This window comes from Endozoicomonas sp. ALC020 (assembly GCF_049275935.1).
Taxonomy (GTDB): domain Bacteria; phylum Pseudomonadota; class Gammaproteobacteria; order Pseudomonadales; family Endozoicomonadaceae; genus Endozoicomonas_A.
The window spans coordinates 4852450-4875321 of the sequence record NZ_CP184830.1 but is presented as its reverse complement, the minus strand read 5'-3'; the positions used below and the strand labels follow the sequence as shown (position 1 = coordinate 4875321).

The window sequence follows — 22872 nt, the reverse complement described above, 5'->3', positions numbered from 1 at the left end:
GCTAACCGGGCTTTTTTTCCGTTCATTAAAAACTCGTTTCTGCTTTGCCCACTCAAATAACCATTGGTGCAAAAGCAAAACCAAAGGCAACACAAAGTGCAATACAGACTGTCCCCGGCATAAAGAATGGGTGGTTAAATACCAGTTTGCCGATACGGGTAGACCCGGTCTCGTCCATTTCTACGGCTGCCAGCAGTGTTGGATAAGTAGGCAGAACAAACAGAGCGGATACCGCTGCGAAAGAAGCGATAGCGGTCACAGGATCAACCAGAGCCAGAGCAGCAGGCATCAGGGCTCGAGTGGTGGCAGCCTGAGAGTAAAGTAGCATAGAGGCGAAGAACAGTGTAACCGCCAGCAGCCATGGGTAGCTGTTCAGTAAATTGCCTGCCAGAGCCTGGATAGAATCAATGTGCGCCCCCACAAACGTATTACCCAGCCAGGCAACACCCAGTACGCAGACGCAGGCACTCATACCGGACTTGAAGGTCTGGGCATTGAGGATATTGCCAGAATCAATCTTGCAGAAGATAGTGATCAGGCCAGCCGCAATCATCATAAATACCATGATGGCAGAGTCGCGGGGCAAAACAGGATTTTCAATCAGACCGACGTTACCGCTGATAGCCGTAGCGTAAAGCACCACAGCCAAAATACTGACAGCAAAAATACCGACAGACAGACCGGCGCCTTTCCTGCAGTCCTGACGGGCTTTGGTCTCACGCAAGGTAATCAGACCAGCTTTCAATCTTTCCTGATAGATAGAATCCTTGTCCAGATCCACACCCATGAAATTACAGATAACAGCGGTCAGCATAACCGCCGCATAGGTAGTAGGAATGCAGATGGCCAGCAGTTGCAGGTAATCAATGCCATAGGGCTCGAGGAAGCCACTGAACACGACCACTGCAGCAGAGACAGGTGACGCAGTAATGGCTATCTGGGAAGCAATCACAGCGATACTCAGTGGGCGAGATGGACGAACACCGTTTTCTTTAGCCACTTCAGCAATCACTGGCAGAGTAGAGTAAGAAGTATGACCTGTACCTGCCAGCAGAGTCATAACGTAAGTGACAGTCGGTGCAAGAAAAGTAATATACTTTGGCTTACTGCGAAGAAGCTTCTCGGCCAGCTCAACCAGATAATCCAGACCGCCAGCCACTTGCATGGCAGCCACTGCACCAATCACCGACATAATGATCAGGATAACATCTATAGGTATTGCCCCGGGTTCGAGCCCGAGGCCCAGAGTCAATACCAGCACCCCCATAGCACCGGCAAAACCAATCCCGATACTACCCAGCCGAGCCCCAAGAAAAATAGCCCCAAGTACAACCGCTAACTGAACCCAAAGCATGAAGAGGTCCCCTCTATCGTAATAATGCTTCAACCAGACAATGGCAATGTCACTGCCTGAAACAAACAAACTTAGCGTTAATATATTAACTAGTTTCCAACAGGGAAATAATAAGTTTATATGCTAACTATTTACGGATTACCGAAACATCTTTCTCTACTCTTCCCATGAATAAAACTCGACTTACTGTTAACTCCTTTTCCGTCGTGTCAGCATTTAGTCGTCAGATCCATAAAAAATAAATAGGAAGGAAAAATGCTTCAGTCGAAAAATAGCAGAGTCAGGAGCTCGAGAGGTCATGAAATTTATGGGTCAACTTCAGGCCACCGCCACAGTTTTTGAAGATAATGCCTGATAGAACTGACCATCGACATAATTTAGGGCGACAAGGTCATCAGCACTTACTCTGCCTTAACCTACAAGTCGATGTTATATGGCTCGCGCCGGTAATATGTTCTAGCCTTATGCCTTCGATTTTCATAATTCGAAGGTAAGTACATGAATTTGCTGAAACTTGTGTTCACATTTTTTATCTTATGTTACCCAATGCAGTTGTTGGCAAGAGACAGGGTGGAAAGATACACTGATCCAGCAGAAGTAGTTCCTGTAGGGCAGCTTCCCTGGATTGTACAGCTAAATAATATTTTTGATCCCTGTTGTATAACAAGGTGTACCGCATTTTTGATCACTCAAAGACATGTTTTAAGTGCGGCTCACTGTTTCCTTTCTGAAAAAAAAGCATTAGATTCATATGTAGATTTCAAAAACATGGATAGCAAAAAAAGAATTAAAGTTAAAAGATTCATTCTTCATCCGGATCTTGAAATGCCAAGAACAGATATTGCAATTATGGAACTTTCAGAAGATGTCATTCTTGACAATCATCCCCTTCTTGATTTTTCAATATATAATTGTTTAAATCTAGCCAGTTTTATAAGAAACCCTTTTGCAGCAGGCTACCAGGGAACCTCAGTACTTAAAAAAGTGAGCTTATCATGGCTAACACGGCGGATGTGCCAACATAAGGATCTTAGATATATCTTAAACTATCCAGGGGATGGAAAAGGTGGAGATTCAGGCTCACCGCTATTTTATAAGTTTAATAATACTGAATATCTAATTGGTATACATTCAACCGGGTCTACTTACAATGGAAGCCCGATAATCTATACGCCAATATTCACTAACGCTGATTTTATAACCAAAAGCATTTACCTTAATTCATCAGCTAATCGAACATACTTTTATGATGCATTGACATCAAATGATTCTGAGTGGACTGATTTAGTTACTTCAACTGATCCGGCTACTTCAACTACCTCGACTGCTTCAACTACTTCAACTACCTCGACTGCTTCAATTACTTCAACTACCTCGACTGCTTCAACTACTTCAACAACATCTATTACTTCTGCTAGTCGAATTTACACATTGATTATACCAATAGCTATTATTTTTTTTGCTGAGTGACGTGATTATCTCTTGAGATAGTCATGGGCAAAAAGTTTCTGAAGTTAACCGTCGGATATTGGTTCAATGATAAATCCAACAAAAAAACCGGTGAACTCTGAGAGTATCGCCGGTTTTTTGTATCGAGAACAACTGAGTGCTCACGAATAAACATCTGCATCAGACTGCTGGATTAACCACCGAAGTGATTAACCACCAAAGTCGTCCAGCATGATGTTTTCAGGTTCAACGCCCTGATCTTCAAGCATCTTGATTACCGCAGCATTCATCATGGGAGGTCCACACATATAGAACTCACAGTCTTCAGGTGCAGCGTGTTGCTTCAGGTAGTTGTCAAATAGCACCTGGTGAATAAAGCCGGTGTAACCTTCCCAATTGTCTTCTGGCTGAGGATCAGACAGAGCTAAATGCCAGGTGAAGTTAGGGTTATCTTTTGCCAGCTTGTCGAACTCGTCTACGTAGAATGCTTCACGCAGGGAGCGGGCACCGTACCAGAAAGAAATCTTGCGGGTAGATGACAGACGCTTCAGCTGGTCGAAGATATGAGAACGCATAGGCGCCATACCTGCACCACCGCCGACAAAGACCATTTCGTTGTTGGTGTCTTTCGCGAAGAATTCACCGAAGGGTCCGTAAACGGTCATCTTGTCACCTGGCTTCAGGTTAAAGACGTAAGAAGACATCTTGCCCGGCTCAAAGTCGGTACCCGGAGGCGGTGAAGCGATGCGGATATTGAATTTGAGGATACCTTTCTCTTCAGGGTAGTTAGCCATGGAGTAGGCACGGATGGTCTCTTCATCCACCTTGGAAACGTACTTCCACTGGTCAAACTTGTCCCAGTCGCCACGGTACTCATCCTGAATATCGAAGTTCTTGTACTCAACCGTGTGCGCAGGCGCTTCCAGCTGCACATAACCACCGGCGCGGAAGTTAACGTCTTCTCCCTCTGGCAGTTTCAGAACCAGCTCTTTGATGAAGGTGGCAACGTTCTCGTTGGAAACAACTTCACACTCCCACTTCTTAACACCGAAGAGCTCTTCTTCAACTTCGATTTCCATGTCCTGCTTGACGTTCACCTGACAGGACAGGCGCCAGCCTTCCTTCTCTTCACGCTTGGTGAAGTGAGAACGTTCGGTGGGCAACATCTCGCCGCCACCATCCAGTACTTTACACTTGCACTGTGCACAGGTACCACCACCACCACAGGCAGATGGCAAGAAGACGCCCGCACCTGACAGAGTCGTCAGAAGCTTGCCACCGGCCACCGTGGTGACGGCCTTATCGGGGTCTTCGTTGATGTTGATGGTTACATCACCGGTGCTGACCAGCCGCGAGCGAGCTGCCAGAATGACCGCTACGAGCGTCAGCACGATAACGGTAAACATGACTACGCCCAATACGATAGTAGAATCCATATTTACACGACCTCCTTAGAGCTGTACGCCAGAGAATGACAGGAAGCCCAGTGACATCAGACCAACAGTTATGAAGGTGATGCCCAGGCCACGCAGGCCCGAAGGCACGTCACTGTACTTCAGCTTTTCACGGATACCGGCCAGGGCGGCGATTGCCAGAGCCCAGCCAACACCAGCTCCCAGCCCATATACCGCAGACTCGCCAAGATTATAGTCACGCTCAACCATGAACAGGGAAGCTCCCATGATAGCGCAGTTCACGGTAATCAGCGGCAGGAATACACCCAGCGCGTTATAAAGTGACGGTACAAACTTGTCCAGGAACATTTCCAGAATCTGGACCAGAGCCGCGATAACACCGATGTAGGTGATCAGACCCAGGAAGCTCAGATCGATACCGGGTGCCAGCGCCCCATCTTTCAGGATATTCTGATAAATCAGATTGTTAATGGGTACAGTAATGGTCAATACGGCCACTACAGCAACTCCCAGACCCAGAGCTGTTTTCACCTGCTTGGACACCGCCAGGAAGGTACACATACCCAGGAAGAAAGCCAATGCCATGTTTTCAACGAACACTGCTTTCACAAAAAGTGAGATGAAATGTTCCATGGCTTAGTGGGCCTCGCTGAACTTGGTGTTAGGAGCCATTTTGAACTCGTTGTCTTCAACCTGATCCGGCTTGCGACTGCGAATCACCCAGATCAGCAGACCGATCAGGAAGAACGCGCTTGGAGCCAGCAGCATCAGGCCGTTAGGCTGGTACCAGCCACCGTTGTTAACAGTCTTGAGGATTTCAACACCGAACAGGTTGCCGGCACCGAACAATTCACGGAAGAATGCCACAATCAGCAACACCGCACCGTAACCCAGACCGTTACCAATACCGTCCAGAAACGACAGCCTGGGACCGTTCTTCATAGCGAAGGCCTCAGCACGCCCCATCACGATACAGTTGGTAATGATCAGACCAACAAACACAGACAGCTGCTTGGAGATGTCGTAAGCGTAAGCTTTCAGAATCTGATCTACCACGATTACCAGGGAAGCAATTACGGTCATCTGACAGATGATACGAATGCTGTTGGGAATGTGGTTACGAATCAGAGATACCGCCAGGTTGGAACAGGCGGTAACACCGATTACCGCCATGGCCATTACCAGGCTGACCTGCATGCTGGTGGTCACCGCCAGTGCCGAGCAGATACCGAGGATCTGCAGGGTTATGGGGTTGTTGTTAACGACCGGTTCCAGCAGGATATCCTTAGTCTTCTCAGACATTATGCATCCCCCGCTTTCAAATTAGTAAGGAACGGTTTGAAGCCATCTTTACCCATCCAGAAATGAATCAGATTGGTTACACCGTTACTGGTCAGAGTGGCGCCGGAAAGACCGTCGACCTTGTAAGGAGACCTGGGATCCGCACCGCCTTTTACCAGGCCTGCTTCCACTACACCTTTATTGTCGTAGATCTTCTTGCCAGGCCATTTGTCCTTCCAAAGTGGGTTGTCTACTTCGCCACCCAGTCCCGGAGTTTCCTTCTGGTCGTAGAAACCGAATCCCTTAACGGTGTTCAGGTCGCTATCCAGAGCCATAAAGCCATACATGGTAGACCAGAGTCCGTAGCCGTGTACGGGCAGAATGATGGTTTCCAGCTTGCCATTTTTCTCAACGATATAGACCTTGGCAATGTCAGCCTGACGCTTGATGCTGGCAATATCTTCAGCACCACTCAGGGCACGGGACTCATCAGGAATCTTGGCTGCAACACGCTGGTCGTAGTTATCAGCGGTTTGACCTTCAGGTGTTTCCTCAACGAACTTGCCTGTTTTGAGGTCAACCAGTCGCGGCTGAACCTGTTTGTAAAGTTCGGCCACTTCGCTGTTGCTCAGCGCCTTGGCATCTTTGGTGAGACCAGAAATACTCAGAATGTTGCGCTGCACGTCGAGCTCAACATTCTGGGTCTGCTGCGGCTTCAGGAAAACAGCTGCAGCAGATACCACAACGGAGCACACCAGAGAGAGCAGAATCGTTACAAATAACGTCTTCTTGATACTATCGTTACCCATCAGGCACGAGCCTCCCTACGCTTGATGTTGGCTTCAACCACGAAGTGGTCAATCAGCGGCGCAAACAGGTTGGCGAACAGAATGGCCAACATCATACCCTCTGGGTAAGCCGGATTAACGGTACGGATCAGGATGACCATGATGCCAATCAGAATACCGTAATACCAGCGACCGGTATTGGTCATGGAAGCGGATACAGGATCGGTTGTCATAAAGATCAGACCGAAAGCAAAACCACCCATAACCAAGTGCCAGTACCATGGAGTACTGAACATCATGTTGGTTTCGGAACCAATCATGTTAAACAGGGTTGCCGTTGCAATCATACCCAGCATGGTACCGGCGACGATTCTCCAGGAAGCAATACGTGTCGCCAGCAACACAGCACCACCAATGAAAATTGCCAGAGTAGAGGTCTCACCGACAGAACCCTGGATGGTACCCAGGAAAGCGTCAAACCAGGTAATGCCATTGGAGACTACCTGATCTATACCTCCCTGCTGCGCCAGACTCAGGGCAGTCGCACCAGAGAAACCGTCTACAGCAGTCCAGACCAGGTCACCGGAAATCTGTGCAGGGTAAGCGAAGAACAGGAACGCACGCCCCGTCAGCGCCGGGTTAAGGAAGTTCTTGCCGGTACCACCAAACACTTCCTTACCGATTACAACACCGAAGGAAATACCCAGGGCTACCTGCCAAAGCGGAATACTGGGGGGAACAATCAGGGCGAACAGGACAGAAGTGACAAAGAAACCTTCGTTGACTTCGTGACCACGAACGATAGCGAACAGTACTTCCCAGAAACCGCCGACCAGGAATGTCACGGCATAAATAGGCAGGAAATAAACAGCACCATAGATGAAGTTATCCCACAGACTTGCCGGATCATGACCCGCCAGCAGGCTGATCAGGGCACCGTGCCAGTCAGCAGGAGCAGCCAGACCACCAGCAATAGCCGTGTTGGCCTGGAAGCCAACATTCCACATACCAAAGAACATGGCCGGGAAGGTGCAGAGCCAAACCATGCCCATCATACGCTTCAGGTCGATCGCATCGCGAACGTGAGCGGTGTTATGGGTCTTGTTAGGAGCTGTATAGAGCAGAGTGTCTACTGCCTCATACAGTGCGTACCACTTCTCGTGCTTGCCACCTTTGACAAAGTGGGGCTCGAGGGAGTTAAGGAGTTTTCTCAAAGCCATTTCTCAGCCCTCCAGCTCGATACGGGTCAGGTTGTCGCGCAGGATGGGACCGTATTCATACTTGCCGGCACATACGTATGTACACAGTGCCAGATCGTCTTCTTCCAGTTCCAGGGCGCCCAGTTTCTGGGCCATTTCCGTATCGCCAACCACAATCGCACGCAGCAATTGTGTCGCCAGGATATCCAGAGGCATGACTTTTTCATACTGTCCCACTGGTACCATGGCACGTTCACTGCCGTTGGTGGTGGTTGTAAAGTTGAACAGCTTGCTTCTGCTCAAGCCGGAAGTCAGAACATTCAGCACAGAGTAACGGTTCACAGTAGGGTTTATCCACCCCATGAACAAACGCTCATTGCCTTCTTCCAGAACAGAAACCTGTGTGTGATAACGACCCAGGAATGCAAAGGAGCCTTTAGCAGTACGGCCACCAAATACAGAACCAGAGATAATACGGTTATCACCCTCTTTCAGTTCACCTGCAGCCAGCTCATCAGTGCTGGCACCCAGTCGGGTCCGCATCAGACGAGGCTTCTCAACCTGAGGACCTGCCAGAGCTACAACACGATCAGTAAAGAGTTTACCAGTGGTGAACAGTTTGCCAACGGCAATAACGTCCTGGTAGTTAATCTGCCAAACGGTCTTTTCAGCACTCACCGGATCCAGAAAGTGAATATGGGTACTGGGCTGTCCAGCCGGATGAGGCCCATCAAACTCTTCTGCAGTCGCAATACCGGCCGGAATACGAGCACCGGGTGCTTTACACAGGAAGATTTTGCCACCGCTGAGTTTGCCGAGGATATTGATGCCCTGTTCAAACGCTTCAGCATGCTCACTGATGATGACTTCCGGGTTAGCTGAGAGAGGATTGGTATCGATGGCAGTAACAAAAATGGAAACCGGGCGAGAACCCAAGGCTGGCACTTTACTGAAGGGTCGGGTGCGAAGGGCAGTCCACAATCCGGATTCATTCAGTTGTGCTTCTACCTGATCAGCAGTCAGGGCTGACAGTGCTTCTGGCTTGTGCTCAGTAAACGAGACTTCATCGTCACCATCGACATCAATAACAACGGATTGTAGTACCCGCTTTTCACCACGATTAATCGCAGCAACTACACCGCCGGCAGGCGCAGTGTAGCGCACACCCGGTGTTTTCTTATCGGTAAAGAGCTCTTGCCCTTTTTTAACTCGATCTCCGACAGCGACGGCCATTGTAGGTTTCATACCTACATAATCAAAGCCAATCACGGCGACAGAGCGAACTGCTCGGCCATCGGATATGCTTTGATCAGGCGCCCCTGTAATCGGAAGATCCAGCCCCTGTTTGATTTTGATCATACCTTTCGCCTAATCAATCAATTTTCAGGTCCGGAATAAACCCGCCTCTCCAGTGATAACCGACAACTGACCAGAACAACCCCGAATACACAGCTTTTCTCCAACCGGAAAGTCAGAATTCAAGCTATGATCTCTACTTCAATCAGATACACAGAAGGGTGTCAGTCAGACCTGAGTCCGTCCTGCAGGCTCCCTGAAGAACGCACCCAGGTAGAATGAACCCTGTTTGGCAGTATTCTGATCCAAGCAAAATGACGGTTAACATCCCCAAGCCTCATGCTGTCGAAGAGCGTGTCGGCCTCATGCTTGAAAGCATAAGTCCGAAAGGCTTCTGTCTGAGACTCAAGTAAAATCGCACATCAATTCATCGTTATGTGGCCGCAGCGGCTCACCATTGAAAAAAATGGTTGCGCAATTATAAAGACAGTCTTCTGGATATGCCATAGGCGAATGATCGTGGAATCCCTTAATGTAGAAAGAAGTCACCATTATCTTGATAGTGGAGATCGACTCAGTGAATATCCACTCATTGATCGTTACCGACAATCTGGAGAGTCGGCTAATTGATTGGATGCCTGCATTTACAACCAACCCTCTCTTCAGTCAGAAGCCGCTTTGGGGAACAACCGGAAAAAATTTTCAGAAGTGACCTCAGCCAGCTTTTCTGGTGAGATACCTTTTAACTCTGCCACACATTTTGCAACATCAGGCAGATAACGAGGCTCATTGGGCTTGCCTCGATGAGGAACGGGTGCCAGGTAAGGGGAGTCGGTTTCAATCAGCAGCCGATCCAGAGGCACCTTCTTGACGACCTCTCTTAATTCAGTCGCATTCCTGAAGGTTACGATGCCGGAAATAGAGATGAAGTAGTTCAGCTCCATTGCCTCTTTCGCCATCTCCCAGCTCTCTGTAAAGCAGTGCAGCACTCCTGCTTTTTCCAGATCGCCATGCTGGCGTATCAACTTAAGGGTATCCTCTCTTGCGTCTCTGGTATGGACAATCATTGGAAGTTGTGACCGCTGAGCTGCCTGCAAATGAATTCTGAACCGTTCCTGCTGCTTTTCTTTATTGTCAGCCGAGTAATAATAATCAAGACCACTCTCACCCAGTGCAATCACTTTTGGGTGTGCCGCATAATGCAACAGGGTTTGCAGATCCGGCTCGGCGGCCTCTTTTTCGAGAGGGTGTATTCCAACCGAGGCATACACATCCTGATATTTGTCAGCCAGACCAACCACAGCATCTGCATGCTCAAGATCAATCCCCACGCAAAGTATTCTTTCAACCCCCGCCTGCCTTGCCGCATTGAGTGCTGCTTCCAGATCACCGTCGTAGCTGTCGAGCTTGAGACGGTCGAGATGGCAATGTGAATCAATCAACATATTCAGTCGTAAAAAATCCAATACTGTTCAGATAATGAATGAAGTCAAAACCTCAGGCAACGAGACTGCCTCAGGCCAGAGCTTTACATGGTACTGGTTTCGCGATCGGACTTGAGCGCCCCCGCCAAATACATTTCTATTTTAGTTCTGACCGTGTCTGTTGCGTCAGTAAACTGAACACCTATCCCGGCCATTCGGGCAGAGCCCTGGGGTGTGATCCAGACCACTTTGCCGGGAACAGGTAATTTATCCGCTTCATCCATCAGAGTCAGACGAATAAAAACCTCATCTCCCAGTGAGTAACGCTTTGAAGTCGGAATAAATAACCCACCACCCGTTATAAAAGGCATATAGGATGAATAGAGAGAAGAGGAGTCTTTGATCGTCAATGACAAAATGCCTGACATACCACCCTTTGCACGGTTCATCATTCTTCTCCTGTTATTGTGATTCTTCTTTTTCCCATAGCCCAGACTGAATTTGAGCTTATCTTTCAGTCAGTGTAACCCGTCCATCGATGAGTTGACAGAGACTATTTTCTCAAGAAAAACTCCGATTTGTGCGCACAAAAAGATCTGGTCGACACTTCCTGTCGCACCGTCAGTGATGACTTGGGAGCTTTCAGGAGCATTGCCGATGCAGGACATCAACACTGCCATCGTGAGGGTGATGGTGATGAGTCAATAATGACCCTCTGTCTGATAGTCTATCCTGCTATCTGGCATCGAATTCGTTATGGACTGAACGCATTCATCTCTGAACAACTGTTTGGACGGAAAAGCACCTGGCTGGCATTGCGGAAAGTTCTTTGACTGTAATTTTCATGTTCGGTGATTGAAGCCTGAACGGGATAGTGTATGACGGATACCAGAGTGATATGAAAAAAACATATTACGCACTCGCTGTTTGCAAATTTCTTTCGTCCTGTTTTATGGTGCAACTGGCAACGATTCAGCTGGCAGTGGCCGTCAATAGCATCTCCGGGCAGATGTCATTAAGTTCGCTTTTGCCTCTTATGGCCACTGTTTACCGGACTATTCCCGAAACAAAACACCATTTGCCTGACCTGAATACGCCACCACAGCCTGCTCAGCATGTCGGAAGCAGCTCATGTCCTTTTGATAAAAAGCTTTCTGTCATTTCTCCACAATACGCTCAGATAAAATTACCAGTCACTCTGGCTGCAGGCAGCGGTTTTGATAGCTCTGATAACAATGACCTTGACGCAGTCGAAAACCCGTTAACCTGTCTCCTTCGTAGCCCCTTGCCTCTGTCAATCCGTTATGTTGAATCCGGTATTCCGGTTTTATTTCAGGATGAAATCTGGCTAAGGCTTGATCAGGAAGAATCGCTGATTCTTGCACCTTCTGAGTTTGCTGCTGCGGCGAGAGTCAGCGATATTGCCGGGGAAAACTGGCCGCAATTCATTGCGGCTGAATCTGTTCAGAGTGACACCGGCAGTGTCAGATCTGTCTTCAGATGGGCTAATAAACTGACACTGGACTCATTATTCGATGACCCGCTATTAAGATTTCTCGCATTCACTCACGGCACCGCTTTTTATATTCAGGACAGTAATGGGCAACCGTCATACATCATCCAGGACAACGGCAAGCTGATATTTATTAGCAGGATTGAGGCCTGCTTGCGGTTCAGTCAGTTCAGCCAGAACTTTCTTGAGTCATTGTATCCGGAGATTTTCGGCCCATCGCTGCCAGCGGGTGGTGGTTGGCATGAATGGAACCGCTGCATTCGCAAGAAGCCTTTCCATCCTGATCATTCAGAACGCCCCTCGGAACCCGACACAGCCTCTAACGAAAGGGATGGCAGGCAAATACGGATCAACCCACAGAAAAATACGGCTGCTGGTGGTGGTCTGTCCTCTGGAGACGGTCGTATGTTCTCCGGAGACGGTCGTCTGTTACAAGTGGAGTACGCTGGAGAGGCTGTCGGTCTTGGTCTCTGCGTGGTCGGAGTAAAGTCTGCCGATACCGTCGTCCTGGCTGTGAGAAAGAAGTCGTTGCAGCTGCTGGAGAGCCACACTATCGGTAAAATCGTCAGGCTTGATGAGCACGCTCACCTGGCCTTCGCTGGTCTGTCTGCTGACGCCCGTATTCTGATCCGGAAGGCTCAGCTGGAGTGCCAGAGCTACCGTTTGTCCTACGAGGACGCTATGGATATCAACTGCATAGCCCGTCATATTGCTGAAATCCAGCAGAAAGCTACTCACTCTGCAGGTTGTCGCCCTTTCGGTGTTGCCTGTGTCATTGGTGGCTTCAACATGGATGGTACCCCTCAGCTCTGGCAGACTGAGCCCGCCGGTGTCTGCGCCAGCTGGAAGGCCTGCTCTGTCGGACAGAAGAGTAAGGCTGTGTTGGAGCTTTTGGAGAAAGAATACAGGGATGACATGAGCCGCGATGAAACGATTAAATTCGCCCTGAAGGGCCTGCTGGAGGTTGCCGACTCTGGTGCTCGCAACGTTGAGCTGTTAGTCCTTGAACGTGATCACTCCTCCAGGTGGTTGGATGACACCGAGCTTGAGCAGCTGGTGACTACTCTGAACAAGGAGCGTGAAGAGGAGGCCGCCAAGAAGAAGCGCCCCCGTGATGAGCAAAAATCAGCAGCGAACTGATTACCCGGATGCGACGATGCGTTTTTATTTTCCTGCCGCCACTTTTTGCGAGGACGTAAGGTTAAGAGGGCGTTTGTAGGGCTCTAATCCTGAACTTGCAGTCTGTCTGATGAAAAACTGACATTGTTCATTCGACATCATTTACAACACCCACTCAAGACAGCGACAGAAGACACCTTCCATTAACATCTGCGGGTTAAGATTCCCCCCTTCGAGTAGTGACTGTCTTTGCGACATCAACCACTCCCTCTCCTGCAGAAGTGCTTTGGCATCGCTTTTTCGAGCCAGATACTCGAGCATTTTCAACTGGTCGCGATTTCGAAGGTCTGAAGGGTCGCCGTTTAAACCCAGCTTAACGGCATCATCGAGCCAACCAATGATCCAGCTGATCGTAAGAGTCAAATCTGCTGACTGCCAGTTTTTTGCCAATTCAACAGGGGTTAGCTTTCCCTTGAAAAGTCCTTTTATGCCATCAGCCAGGGCTTCTCTTTTTTCAAGGAGTCCCTGATCGGCAAATCGTTTGGCCTCCAAAGGCGAGTTAGCGGTGAGATCCAACAATTGCGATACCAGACTTGAGTCTTCCAGCTGCAAAGCTAACCATTGCTCCGCTTCTGATCTTTTGGGAGTCGCAAAGTTTAATTGCTGGCAACGACTGCGTATGGTGGGCAACATATCGCCGGAGCGAGCACTGACCAGCAGGAAAATGGTATCTTCTCCCGGCTCTTCGAGACACTTGAGCAGCGCGTTGGCCGCATTGACATTCATCGCCTCTGCCGGACTCAGGATAATCACCCTGCGCCCCCCCTGCTGAGCTGTTTTATGGGCAAACTCGTTCAATTTTCGAATACTGTCAATCCGGATAGGTCGACCGGGATCATCAGGCTCCAGCACTGTAAAATCAGGATGCGTGCCGGCCTTCAGTAGCTCACACTCCTTGCAGTGACCACAAGCCCCTGTCGCCTGAGGATTCATACACAACAGATAAGCCGCTAATGCTTTGGCAAACTGGAGTTTTCCGGTACCTGGCAGACCTCTTAACAAATAGGCATGGGCCAGGTTGTCCGACTGCTGACAGTGAACCATCTGCTCCCACTGAGCGTTTTGCCAGGGAAAAATACTCCAGTCTTTCATTATCGACCTCCCAGTCTTCTCTCAAGCACTTCCAGCAACTGTTGTTGAACACTTTCAAGAGACTGTCCGGCAGCAATCACTTCAAACCGCCCCGGAGACTGCTTTGCCCTTTCCAGATAGGCATTACGAACCCGAATAAAAAAGTCCATTTTTTCTTGCTCAATCCGATCCAGCCTACCGCCTCGTCCTTTGGCTCTGGCCATACCGGTTTCAGGATCAACATCCAGCAGAATGGTCATGTCCGGACGCAGGGAGCCCTGCACCAGGTTCTCCAACATCTCAACCGGTTGGGTATTCAGACCACGACCGCTCCCCTGATAGGCATAGGTGGCATCGGTAAAGCGATCACAGAGTACGATTTTTCCCGCTTCCAGCCCGGGCAAAATATTATGAAACATATTTTGCGAGCGAGCGGCAAACATCATCAGCAATTCAGTCATATCAGACAAGGGTTCGCCATGATGCCCCAGCAACAGCGAGCGAAGCTCTTCAGCTACCAGGGTACCGCCCGGCTCACGGGTTTCAGTAAATGCCAGCTGATGCTCAGTCATCCAGCTCTTGATAAAATCAACCGCCGTCGTTTTACCCGCACCTTCGCCACCTTCAATCGTCAGGAAAAAACCGGAGGGAGCATTAGCCATTATTGAGTCTCCACAGTCGATCGGTAATCCTCTCGACGCTGTTCGATCTGATACTTTCTGACAGCACGATTATGCTCTGCCAGAGTTTTCGAAAAATAGTGAGTACCGTCACCCTTGGCGACAAAATAGAGTGTTTTGCCATCTTTCGGATGCAAAGCAGCATGAATCGCTTCCCGACCGGCCATGGCAATAGGCGACGGAGGTAATCCTTTTATCAAATAAGTGTTGTATGGAGTGGCTCTGCGAAGCATTTGACGACTAATGTTTCCTTTATAGCTATCACCCAGGCCATAAATCACGGTGGGATCAGTTTGCAGCCTCATACCTTTTTGCAAACGCCTGACAAAAACACCTGCTATTTCACCTCGCTCATAAACGACACCCGTCTCTTTTTCCACCAAAGAAGCCATAATCAGTGCCTCGTAAGGATTTTTGTAAGGGAGTCCTTCGGCACGTTTTCCCCATTCTTCGCCGAGTACTGAATCCATCCGGTTATATGCTCGCCTGAGTATGGATTCAACAGAAGCACCGGACTGGAAGAAATAAGTATCAGGGAAAAACAGACCTTCCGGGTTCAATTCTATTGCCAGACTTTTGTAAAGTGATTGCAACGCCTTGTCGTCCATAGGTGAGGATAGTTTTTCGTGTTGATTCAAGGCAGTCACGACCTCTTCCAGCGTATGACCTTCAACCAGTGTCACGTTGTAGTAGCGCACCTGGCCAGAAGTAAAAATCTTCAGCAACTCCCTGTGACTAATGCCAGCCGGAATCAGATAATCCCCGGCGTGAATCCCGGCGGCAGCCTTCTCTATTCGAGCCAGCAGTACAAAGATTTTCGGGTGTTGAAGCCAGCCCAACTCAGCCAGACTGTCTGCTACAGCAGTCATGGACTCGCCCTGAGAAATAGTAAACTCCAGGTTATCATTACCGTCGGGCGCCATCACAGGTTGATCACCGTACCAACCCAACGCCTCCCAAAACACGACGGCTGTCAGCAACCCTGCAAGACAGAGACCTACCACAACAAACAACAACTTCTTAAGCATTCAAAACTTCCTGAACCTTGTCTCTGAATGTCCGGGTCACACTGCCTACTGACCAGTGTAAATGTCCGCAGGCGATCACCGGCCAGACTCCATTAACGCTGTTACAAACGAATACTTCATCGGCCTTTGCAAGATCTTGCAGGCGATAATCCCCCACCTCTGCTTGAAAACCCCATTGACAGGCCTGCTCCAGAATCAGATCCCTGCAAACCCCTTTGACACCTGATTTGTCGAGAGCGGGCGTCCTCAAGGTTTTACCCGATACCAGGAATAAATTGCTCATGGTTCCTTCTATAAGCCTGTCGTCCATACCCAGCAATAAACCTTCCAGGCATTCGGTACCCTGCCATTCAGAGCGAGCCATGACGTTCTCAAGACGATTAAGGTGTTTAATTCCTGCAAAGACATTATCACCGAGCCTGATTTTACATTGATGCAATCTGACACCTGTGATGGCGGGGTCGTCAGGATAGACCGGAAATGGATGAAAGGAGAGAATCCGACTGGGACGGTCACAACCCTCCGGGTTGTACCCACGACCACCAGAACCACGGGTCACTATCGCTTTGAGCACTCCTTCCTTCAGATTCTGCTTTTGCAGAAAGTCTCTGACTTCATTTTTAAACGCTTCCAGATCAAAAGGAATACCCAGCACAGCAATACCGTAACAGAGCCTTTTACAATGAAGATCAAAAAGAGTGGGGACCCCGGCCTGAACCCGGATGGTCTCAAAAAGACCATCTCCATAAGCCAGACCTCTGTCGCTGACCAATACTTCAGAAGCTGGCTCTCCATTGACCCAGCTGACAGGATGATGATTATCCAAAGTTTTTAACCCAGTTTCGAGAAAGCCAGAGTCACATTAGTACCCCCGAACCCAAAGGAGTTGGTGAGCACATGCTCCATCTCAATGGATCTGGCTTTTCCGGGCACGTAATCCAGATCACAACCTTCACCCGGATTTTCCAGATTAATCGTGGGAGGTGCCATATTATCCTGCAGCGATTTCACTGCAAACACGGCCTCCAACGAACCGGCCGCCCCCAGCAAATGACCGGTCATGGATTTGGTGGAGCTGACGGCAACCTGCCTGGCAGCCTGACCAAAAACAGTGTGCACTGCCCTGGTTTCAGCGATATCACCGGCAGGCGTGGAGGTACCATGGGCATTAATATAGGCCACCTGTTCTGCCTTGAGGCCGGCATCATCCAATGCTGATTGCATGGCCCTGGCGGCTCCACGACCATCTTCAGGTGGTGATGTCATGTGGTAAGCATCACCACTCATTCCTACGCCACTGAGCTCAGCATAAATAGTGGCTCCACGTCGTACAGCATGTTCGTATTCTTCCAACACCACAACACCAGCACCATCACCCAGCACAAAGCCATCGCGATCCTTATCCCATGGGCGGCTGGCCGCTTCAGGCTGGTCATTCCTGGTAGACAGGGCTCTGGCCGCCGCAAAACCAGCCATCCCCAGTGCTGAAGAGGCTTTCTCAGCACCACCGGAGACCATAATGTCAGCATCACCGTAGGCAATGGTTCTGGCAGCCAGAGCAAGGGCATGACTACCCGTTGCACAGGCAGTGGAGGTGGAAAAATTAGGTCCTTGCAAGTTGTAGTGCATGGACAACCAGCCCGCCGCCATATTGATAATAGCCGCTGGTATGAAGAAGGGAGATATACGACGAGGGCCTGACTTCTGAAGCGTATCATAGCTCTGTTCAATAGAAGTGATACCACCAATACCGGAACCAATGACAACACCATAGCGACCAACATTATCGCCTTTCAGCAAATCACTGCCATCAAGCCCTGCATCTTTCATCGCTTCAACAGAAGCCGCCAGTGCGTACTGAATAAAGACATCCATTTTTCGGGCATCTTTAGGGTTGAAGTGATCACCTGCTCGAAAGCCTTTTACTGTACCACAGATACTGACGCTGAATTTCTCAGTATCCAGATGATCGATGGTATGAATACCACTGCGACCAGCCAACACTGACTGCCAGCTCTGATCAACACCCAGACCTACCGGAGATAAAGCTCCAAGCCCTGTTACCACTACCCTTCTGTGCGACAAAACAATTCACTCCTGCATCAGATCTTCTGACTTTCTTTTTTTATACCCGGGCATTGGGGGCGCTGACAATTAATCATCGAGCTCAGCCCTTTCATGAGTCATAAACCAGTTAAGGCCACAGGTTTACAAAAAATCATGCTAAATGATTATGTAAAAATGATGACATTATCTTTGTGTGAGTAGCTTATACCAATCGTGCTTTCTAACTCCCGTGATAAGCACGGAGATTTTTGCCTCAAGACAAGGCTACGATCGTCAACGCAGGATTAAGGCTCAAATCTTCAGCGCAATAGGGAGTTAGAAAGTTCGATTGGCATTATATCCCAGTCAGGTTACTCACTGTAAAAACACAAAAGCCGCACGCATTTTATTGCGTACGGCTTTTTCAGGACACATTTACTCGCATGCAACCCGGACAGAATCAGGAATGAGCGACAACGTAATCAATGGCTTCCTGAACCGTAGTGATCTTTTCAGCTTCCTCGTCCGGAATCTCAGTTTCAAACTCTTCTTCCAGAGCCATTACCAGCTCAACAGTGTCCAGAGAGTCCGCGCCGAGGTCCTCTACGAATGACGCACTGTTGGTGACTTCCTCTGCTTTTACGCCAAGCTGTTCGCAAACGATCTTTTTGACGCGCTCTTCAATGGTACTCATACCTGGTTGTGCTCCTATGGATATTCGGGTGCAGTAGGGCGATTCAAAGCCACCCTGTCTGCGGTCAATTACTATATATAAACGCTTGCGGTAATTTCAAGGACAGGCCTGTTATATTACCGAAAATTTCATCTTTATCGGAGGGGTTTTTGACACGAGTCAAGTGCAAATAACACCAAACACTAGCCCATGTACATCCCACCATTCACGTGAATGGTTTCTCCGGTAATGTAACCGGCTGCGTCACTGGCCAGAAAAGCCACCACACCGGAAATTTCCTCGGGCTGCCCAAGGCGAGCCATAGGCACCTGGGACTGCAAAAAGGTTCTTTGCTCTTCCGGCAACTCACGGGTCATATCGGTATCAATAAAGCCCGGAGCTACTGTATTCACAGAGATCTGGCGAGAGCCAATTTCTCTGGCCAGAGAGCGACTGAAGCCTTCTATTCCGGCCTTGGCCGCCGCATAGTTGGATTGCCCCTGATTGCCCATGGAACCTACCACGGAACTGATGTTGATGATACGACCCCAACGGGCTTTGGTCATGCCTCTCAATACCGCCTTACTCATTCTGTATATGGAGCTCAGGTTAGTATTGACGACATCGTCCCACTCATCATCCTTCATTCTCATCAGGATATTGTCACGAGTAATGCCAGCATTATTAACCAGAATTTGCGGGGCACCAAATTCGGATGTCACTGCTTTTACCACTTCAGTACAGCTTCCAGTCTCAGAGACATTCAAGACCATACCGCAGCCCTTTATTCCCTCAGCCTGCAGCATTTCAGTGATTCTTGCAGCACCCGGGCCAGAAGTAGCGGTACCTACCACTACAGCCCCCTGCTGGCCCAGATCAAAGGCAATGGCCTTGCCAATTCCGCGACTGGCGCCGGTAACCAGAGCCACCTTGCCTTCAAGGTTCGACATAGTTATATCCTGTTGTTCTAGTGCGAAACTACTTCTTCCAAGCGCCTAAAATAAGCACGTTTTTTTCGCTTATAGCTATCAGTCACAGAAGTGCGTACCAGTCAGCCCTGCAGACTTGAATGTAATGCAAGCCCGACAAACTGCCAGATACCGCATACCTGAAAATGACAATCAAGAATGACCTGGCAAATCATCGAAAGAGGATGCCGATTCAAGAGTCAGTACAGGTGACCTGCGCAGAATCCGCTTGTTAAGCCCAGCAAGCACCTTGCCAGCACCACACTCAACAAACCGAGCCACTCCCGCTCCATTCAGATACTGAATCGTCTCCACCCAACGAACAGGACTATAGAGCTGCCTGACCAGGTTTTCACGCATTTTATCCGGCTCTGAACAAGGCTCTGCAGTGACATTCTGAATCACAGCGATTGAAGGTTGGCTCAACTCAACAAGCTCCAGCTCAACAGCCAGCTTCTGTGCCGCTGGCTTCATCAGTGCGCAGTGAGAGGGCACGCTCACTGGCAAAGGCATTGCCTTTCTGGCACCCACCTCCTTAGCCAGATCAACTGCACGGGCCACTGCTTCTTTTTCACCGGCAATAACCACCTGGCCCGGAGAATTAAAGTTAACCGCTTCGACCACACTTCCCCGGGCAGCATTCTGACAGAGTGAAATCACCTGCTGATCTTCAAGTCCGAGGATGGCAGCCATGGCGCCCGTACCGGTCGGAACGGCCTCTTGCATAAAGAGACCACGCTGACGAACAACCCGAACGGCATCGGCAAACTTCATTACCCCCGAACAGACCAGTGCCGAGTACTCCCCCAGACTGTGACCCGCCATAAAGACAGGCTGCTCACCGCCCTTCTCAAGCCAGAGACGCCACAAAGCTACACTGGCAGTGAGCAGTGCTGGCTGGGTATTCTCCGTTTTGTTGAGTTCCTCTGCAGGCCCCTCACTGATCAGCCTCAGCACATCAAACCCGAGCACTCCAGCAGCCTCAGTGAATGTTTGCACGACAACAGGGTCGTCGATATGGTCAGCAAGCATGCCCACCGACTGGGATCCCTGCCCCGGAAAAACAAATGCAAGTAAATCCGTCATTGCTTTGGGTCTAATCCTGATATAGCCAACCTTTGAAAGAAGCACGCCCTTCCCGGCGATTCAGTTCTTCCTGAAAATCCTGACAATTATAGAAAAAGTCGAACCTCAGGTTGGTAAATTTATGTTTACTTCTGAAACAGCCATGCACGCTATGAAATTAATCCATGACTTTTAAGCTCAATGCCTATGTTTGCCGATAGCCTGCAACAAAGCGGACGAGCAGAGACCAGTTGCGAGAAACAAGCCTGTGAACTACCTTTTTTCCTGCCCCTTGCAGACCTGCCGAGACACCCGGGAGAAGCGATAACACCCCGGAGGAACTCACCACCAGGATCATAACATTCTGTAAATTGCTTCAGAAACAGTTTATCTCCCCGCCTGCGCACCGGATGACCAGACTTCAAATCAGGAGAATGATTCAAATGAACTATCTAAAAGGCTTTGCCGGAGAATTTATAGGCACGTTTATCCTTGTGTTATTTGGCTGCGGCTCAGTGGCCGTCACGGTGCTATTTTCTGCCCATGCCGGACTCTTTCAGGTGGCCATGGTCTGGGGACTGGCAGTGATGCTGGCGATTTACGCCACCCGACGTCTTTCCTGCGCGCATCTCAATCCGGCAGTGAGTATTGCTATGGTGATCAGTCGTCGGATGCCTTTGACCTTACTACCCTGCTATCTGATTGCCCAGTTTGCCGGAGCATTTGCGGCAGCCGCCCTGCTTTACCAGCTTTTCTCCAGCTCAATCGTGCAGTATGAATTAGCCCATGACATTGTCCGTGGTTCCGAGTCATCCATAGCCAGTGCAATGATATTCGGTGACTACTACCCCAACCCGATGGCCGGAGAAACAGCCTCTGTTTCCACTACCAATGCTTTTTTTGCCGAGTGTACAGGCACATTCACTCTGGTATTTATGATTCTCGCCCTTACCGAAACCTGCAACACAGGGCGGCCGGATCAGGCTCTGGCCCCGCTATTTATCGGTTTAACCGTTGCCGCCATTATCTCAATTATTGCGCCACTGACCCAGGCAGGACTCAACCCGGCCAGAGATTTATCCCCTCGTCTGTTAGCCTCAATGTCCGGCTGGGCGAGCGCGGCGTTTCCCGATAACCATTATGGCTTTTTGACGGTGTATGTTTTGGGCCCAATTACCGGAGGAATCATGGCCGCTTTGTGTTTCACGGGGATTATTGAACCACTGATGAACAAAGCACCAGCTGAAGAACATGGCAAAAGCAACAAAGCAGCAGCCCCTGACAAATAACAATCCTCTGACTGTGTCTGCCAGCAGCTCCGGGAGGCTGAGCAAGCGAAAAGGGTAGCCAGACAAACAGGCTCTCTCAGAGCAACCGCTCTTCAACCTCTCGGGCAATCCTTGCCGGAACATCATTTTGTGCTTCTTTTACTGCCTGAAGAATCGCTCGATAGAAACCCTCTTCATCGGCCCCACCGTGACTTTTGATGACAACCCCCTGCAAACCGAGCAAACTGGCACCATTATGCAACACTGGGTCAACCTTGCGATTAAATTCCTTCAGCAGAGGCGATATTAAAAAATAAAGACACCGGTTTAACAGAGAGCGCTGAAAAATAGCCCTCAGGCCATCACGCACCAGGTTCGCAACTCCCTCTCCGGTTTTAAGGGCAACATTACCGACAAAACCATCACAGACAATCACGTCAGCCCGGCCACTGAAAATATCATGCCCTTCAACAAAACCGATATAATCCAGCCCCTGCTGTACCTCAAGCTTTTCCAGCAACAGATGATGAGCCAGCCTGACCTGCTCGTTCCCCTTCATTTCCTCAGAACCAATATTCAGCAAAGCTACTTTCGGAGACTCCACACCATAAACTGACGAGGCTAACTGAGCCCCCATAATGGCAAACTGGTAGAGATGCATCGAAGTGCAGTCAACATTTGCGCCCATATCCATTAGCAGAGCACTGCCATTAGAGGTAGGCACACTGGCCGCTATTGCCGGACGATCAATACCAGCAAAGGTTTTAAGCACATAACGCCCCATAGCCATCAGCGCTCCGGTATTGCCTGCACTTACACAGGCTTGCGCCTCCCCTTTTGAGACTGTCTCAAGCACCTTCCACATAGAGGAATCTTTTTTTCCACGAAGTGCCAGCGAAGGCCTGTCATGCATGGCTACCGTTTTATTGGCATGAATCAGGGTATAACGTGACTGATCAGAAAATTCGATATCGGAAATATAATCTTCCATGAGCTGTCGATCGCCGACAAGCAGAAGATGGAGAGAAGAATAATGCTTGAGCGACCTGACAGCCGCCTGGATACGAGAACGGGGACTATCGTCCCCGCTCATTACATCAAGCGCAACCGTTATTGTTCTATCTTCGTTTGCACCTGATGTCATTTTATCTCATGCCTTTGAAAGACAGCGAAAC

The 22872-nt window shown here is 49.4% G+C and carries 22 protein-coding genes; 4 read left to right on the top strand and 18 right to left on the bottom strand.

The genetic code is table 11. The annotated features are described in order from the left end of the window. Nucleotides 1-52: 52 nt before the first annotated feature. Complete coding sequence (locus tag ACOJUO_RS18245) at nt 53-1354, bottom strand: anaerobic C4-dicarboxylate transporter (RefSeq protein ID WP_422137735.1); 1302 nt, start codon at nt 1352-1354, stop codon at nt 53-55. 498 nt (nt 1355-1852) lie between these two features. On the opposite strand from ACOJUO_RS18245, the gene ACOJUO_RS18240 reads away from it, so the two are divergent. Next, nucleotides 1853-2824 (top strand): trypsin-like serine protease, encoded by a 972-nt coding sequence (locus ACOJUO_RS18240; protein ID WP_422137734.1) that lies wholly within the window; start codon nt 1853-1855, stop codon nt 2822-2824. A 188-nt stretch (nt 2825-3012) separates the two neighbouring features. Here the strand turns inward: ACOJUO_RS18240 and nqrF are convergent, their stop codons facing one another. The 8 genes from nqrF to ACOJUO_RS18200 form a co-directional block, all read right to left on the bottom strand. Continuing rightward, entirely contained in the window at nt 3013-4239 is a 1227-nt protein-coding gene (nqrF, locus tag ACOJUO_RS18235) for an NADH:ubiquinone reductase (Na(+)-transporting) subunit F (protein ID WP_422133365.1), read from the bottom strand. A gap of 15 nt (nt 4240-4254) precedes the next feature. Beyond that, nucleotides 4255-4851, bottom strand: coding sequence for an NADH:ubiquinone reductase (Na(+)-transporting) subunit E (nqrE, locus tag ACOJUO_RS18230; protein ID WP_317141965.1), 597 nt, complete (start codon nt 4849-4851; stop codon nt 4255-4257). A 3-nt stretch (nt 4852-4854) separates the two neighbouring features. Then, complete coding sequence (locus ACOJUO_RS18225) at nt 4855-5520, bottom strand: NADH:ubiquinone reductase (Na(+)-transporting) subunit D (RefSeq protein ID WP_422133364.1); 666 nt, start codon at nt 5518-5520, stop codon at nt 4855-4857. Beyond that, the gene (locus ACOJUO_RS18220) at nt 5520-6308 is read right to left on the bottom strand and encodes a Na(+)-translocating NADH-quinone reductase subunit C (RefSeq protein ID WP_422137733.1); all 789 of its coding nucleotides are present in this window, start codon (nt 6306-6308) and stop codon (nt 5520-5522) included. The genes ACOJUO_RS18225 and ACOJUO_RS18220 overlap by 1 nt, the downstream gene beginning before the upstream one ends. Beyond that, the gene (locus tag ACOJUO_RS18215) at nt 6308-7507 is read right to left on the bottom strand and encodes an NADH:ubiquinone reductase (Na(+)-transporting) subunit B (RefSeq protein ID WP_422133362.1); all 1200 of its coding nucleotides are present in this window, start codon (nt 7505-7507) and stop codon (nt 6308-6310) included. Before ACOJUO_RS18215 ends, ACOJUO_RS18220 begins: the two co-directional genes overlap by 1 nt. Before the next feature lie 3 nt (nt 7508-7510). Then, nucleotides 7511-8845, bottom strand: coding sequence for a Na(+)-translocating NADH-quinone reductase subunit A (locus ACOJUO_RS18210; RefSeq protein WP_422137732.1), 1335 nt, complete (start codon nt 8843-8845; stop codon nt 7511-7513). Nucleotides 8846-9444: 599 nt separating this feature from the next. After that, nucleotides 9445-10248, bottom strand: a complete 804-nt coding sequence (locus tag ACOJUO_RS18205; RefSeq protein WP_422137731.1) for a TatD family hydrolase — start codon at nt 10246-10248, stop codon at nt 9445-9447. 62 nt (nt 10249-10310) lie between these two features. Next, nucleotides 10311-10655 carry a PilZ domain-containing protein gene (locus ACOJUO_RS18200; protein ID WP_422137097.1) on the bottom strand — a complete coding sequence of 115 codons (345 nt, stop codon included), beginning with the start codon at nt 10653-10655 and terminating at the stop codon, nt 10311-10313. Nucleotides 10656-10784: 129 nt separating this feature from the next. Between ACOJUO_RS18200 and ACOJUO_RS18195 the strand changes: the two genes are divergently transcribed. Both ACOJUO_RS18195 and ACOJUO_RS18190 read left to right on the top strand, forming a co-directional pair. Further along, nucleotides 10785-11039: a hypothetical protein gene (locus ACOJUO_RS18195; RefSeq protein ID WP_422137730.1), complete on the top strand. Its 255-nt coding sequence runs from the start codon at nt 10785-10787 to the stop codon at nt 11037-11039. Between the two features lie 65 nt (nt 11040-11104). Continuing rightward, on the top strand, nt 11105-12859 hold the full coding sequence (locus ACOJUO_RS18190) for a hypothetical protein (RefSeq protein ID WP_422137729.1): 1755 nt from the start codon (nt 11105-11107) through the stop codon (nt 12857-12859). Nucleotides 12860-13000: 141 nt separating this feature from the next. Here the strand turns inward: ACOJUO_RS18190 and ACOJUO_RS18185 are convergent, their stop codons facing one another. The 8 genes from ACOJUO_RS18185 to fabD form a co-directional block, all read right to left on the bottom strand. Then, nucleotides 13001-13990 (bottom strand): DNA polymerase III subunit delta', encoded by a 990-nt coding sequence (locus tag ACOJUO_RS18185; protein ID WP_422133358.1) that lies wholly within the window; start codon nt 13988-13990, stop codon nt 13001-13003. Beyond that, complete coding sequence (gene tmk, locus ACOJUO_RS18180; protein WP_422137728.1) at nt 13990-14631, bottom strand: dTMP kinase; 642 nt, start codon at nt 14629-14631, stop codon at nt 13990-13992. The genes ACOJUO_RS18185 and tmk overlap by 1 nt, the downstream gene beginning before the upstream one ends. Continuing rightward, nucleotides 14631-15677, bottom strand: a complete 1047-nt coding sequence (gene mltG, locus ACOJUO_RS18175) for an endolytic transglycosylase MltG (protein ID WP_422133356.1) — start codon at nt 15675-15677, stop codon at nt 14631-14633. The genes tmk and mltG overlap by 1 nt, the downstream gene beginning before the upstream one ends. Next, nucleotides 15670-16503: an aminodeoxychorismate lyase gene (pabC, locus tag ACOJUO_RS18170; protein WP_422133355.1), complete on the bottom strand. Its 834-nt coding sequence runs from the start codon at nt 16501-16503 to the stop codon at nt 15670-15672. The genes mltG and pabC overlap by 8 nt, the downstream gene beginning before the upstream one ends. Nucleotides 16504-16508: 5 nt before the next feature. Then, the gene (gene fabF / locus ACOJUO_RS18165) at nt 16509-17762 is read right to left on the bottom strand and encodes a beta-ketoacyl-ACP synthase II (protein WP_422133354.1); all 1254 of its coding nucleotides are present in this window, start codon (nt 17760-17762) and stop codon (nt 16509-16511) included. A gap of 421 nt (nt 17763-18183) precedes the next feature. Then, complete coding sequence (gene acpP, locus ACOJUO_RS18160; protein WP_034842413.1) at nt 18184-18417, bottom strand: acyl carrier protein; 234 nt, start codon at nt 18415-18417, stop codon at nt 18184-18186. Between the two features lie 182 nt (nt 18418-18599). Beyond that, nucleotides 18600-19346 (bottom strand): 3-oxoacyl-ACP reductase FabG, encoded by a 747-nt coding sequence (gene fabG / locus ACOJUO_RS18155; protein ID WP_422137727.1) that lies wholly within the window; start codon nt 19344-19346, stop codon nt 18600-18602. A gap of 171 nt (nt 19347-19517) precedes the next feature. Then, nucleotides 19518-20450, bottom strand: a complete 933-nt coding sequence (fabD, locus tag ACOJUO_RS18150; protein ID WP_422133352.1) for an ACP S-malonyltransferase — start codon at nt 20448-20450, stop codon at nt 19518-19520. A gap of 422 nt (nt 20451-20872) precedes the next feature. On the opposite strand from fabD, the gene ACOJUO_RS18145 reads away from it, so the two are divergent. Beyond that, nucleotides 20873-21718, top strand: a complete 846-nt coding sequence (locus ACOJUO_RS18145; protein ID WP_422133351.1) for an MIP/aquaporin family protein — start codon at nt 20873-20875, stop codon at nt 21716-21718. 76 nt (nt 21719-21794) lie between these two features. Here ACOJUO_RS18145 and plsX read toward each other — a convergent pair whose 3' ends face one another. Continuing rightward, nucleotides 21795-22841, bottom strand: a complete 1047-nt coding sequence (gene plsX / locus ACOJUO_RS18140; RefSeq protein WP_422137726.1) for a phosphate acyltransferase PlsX — start codon at nt 22839-22841, stop codon at nt 21795-21797. Nucleotides 22842-22872 lie beyond the last annotated feature (31 nt).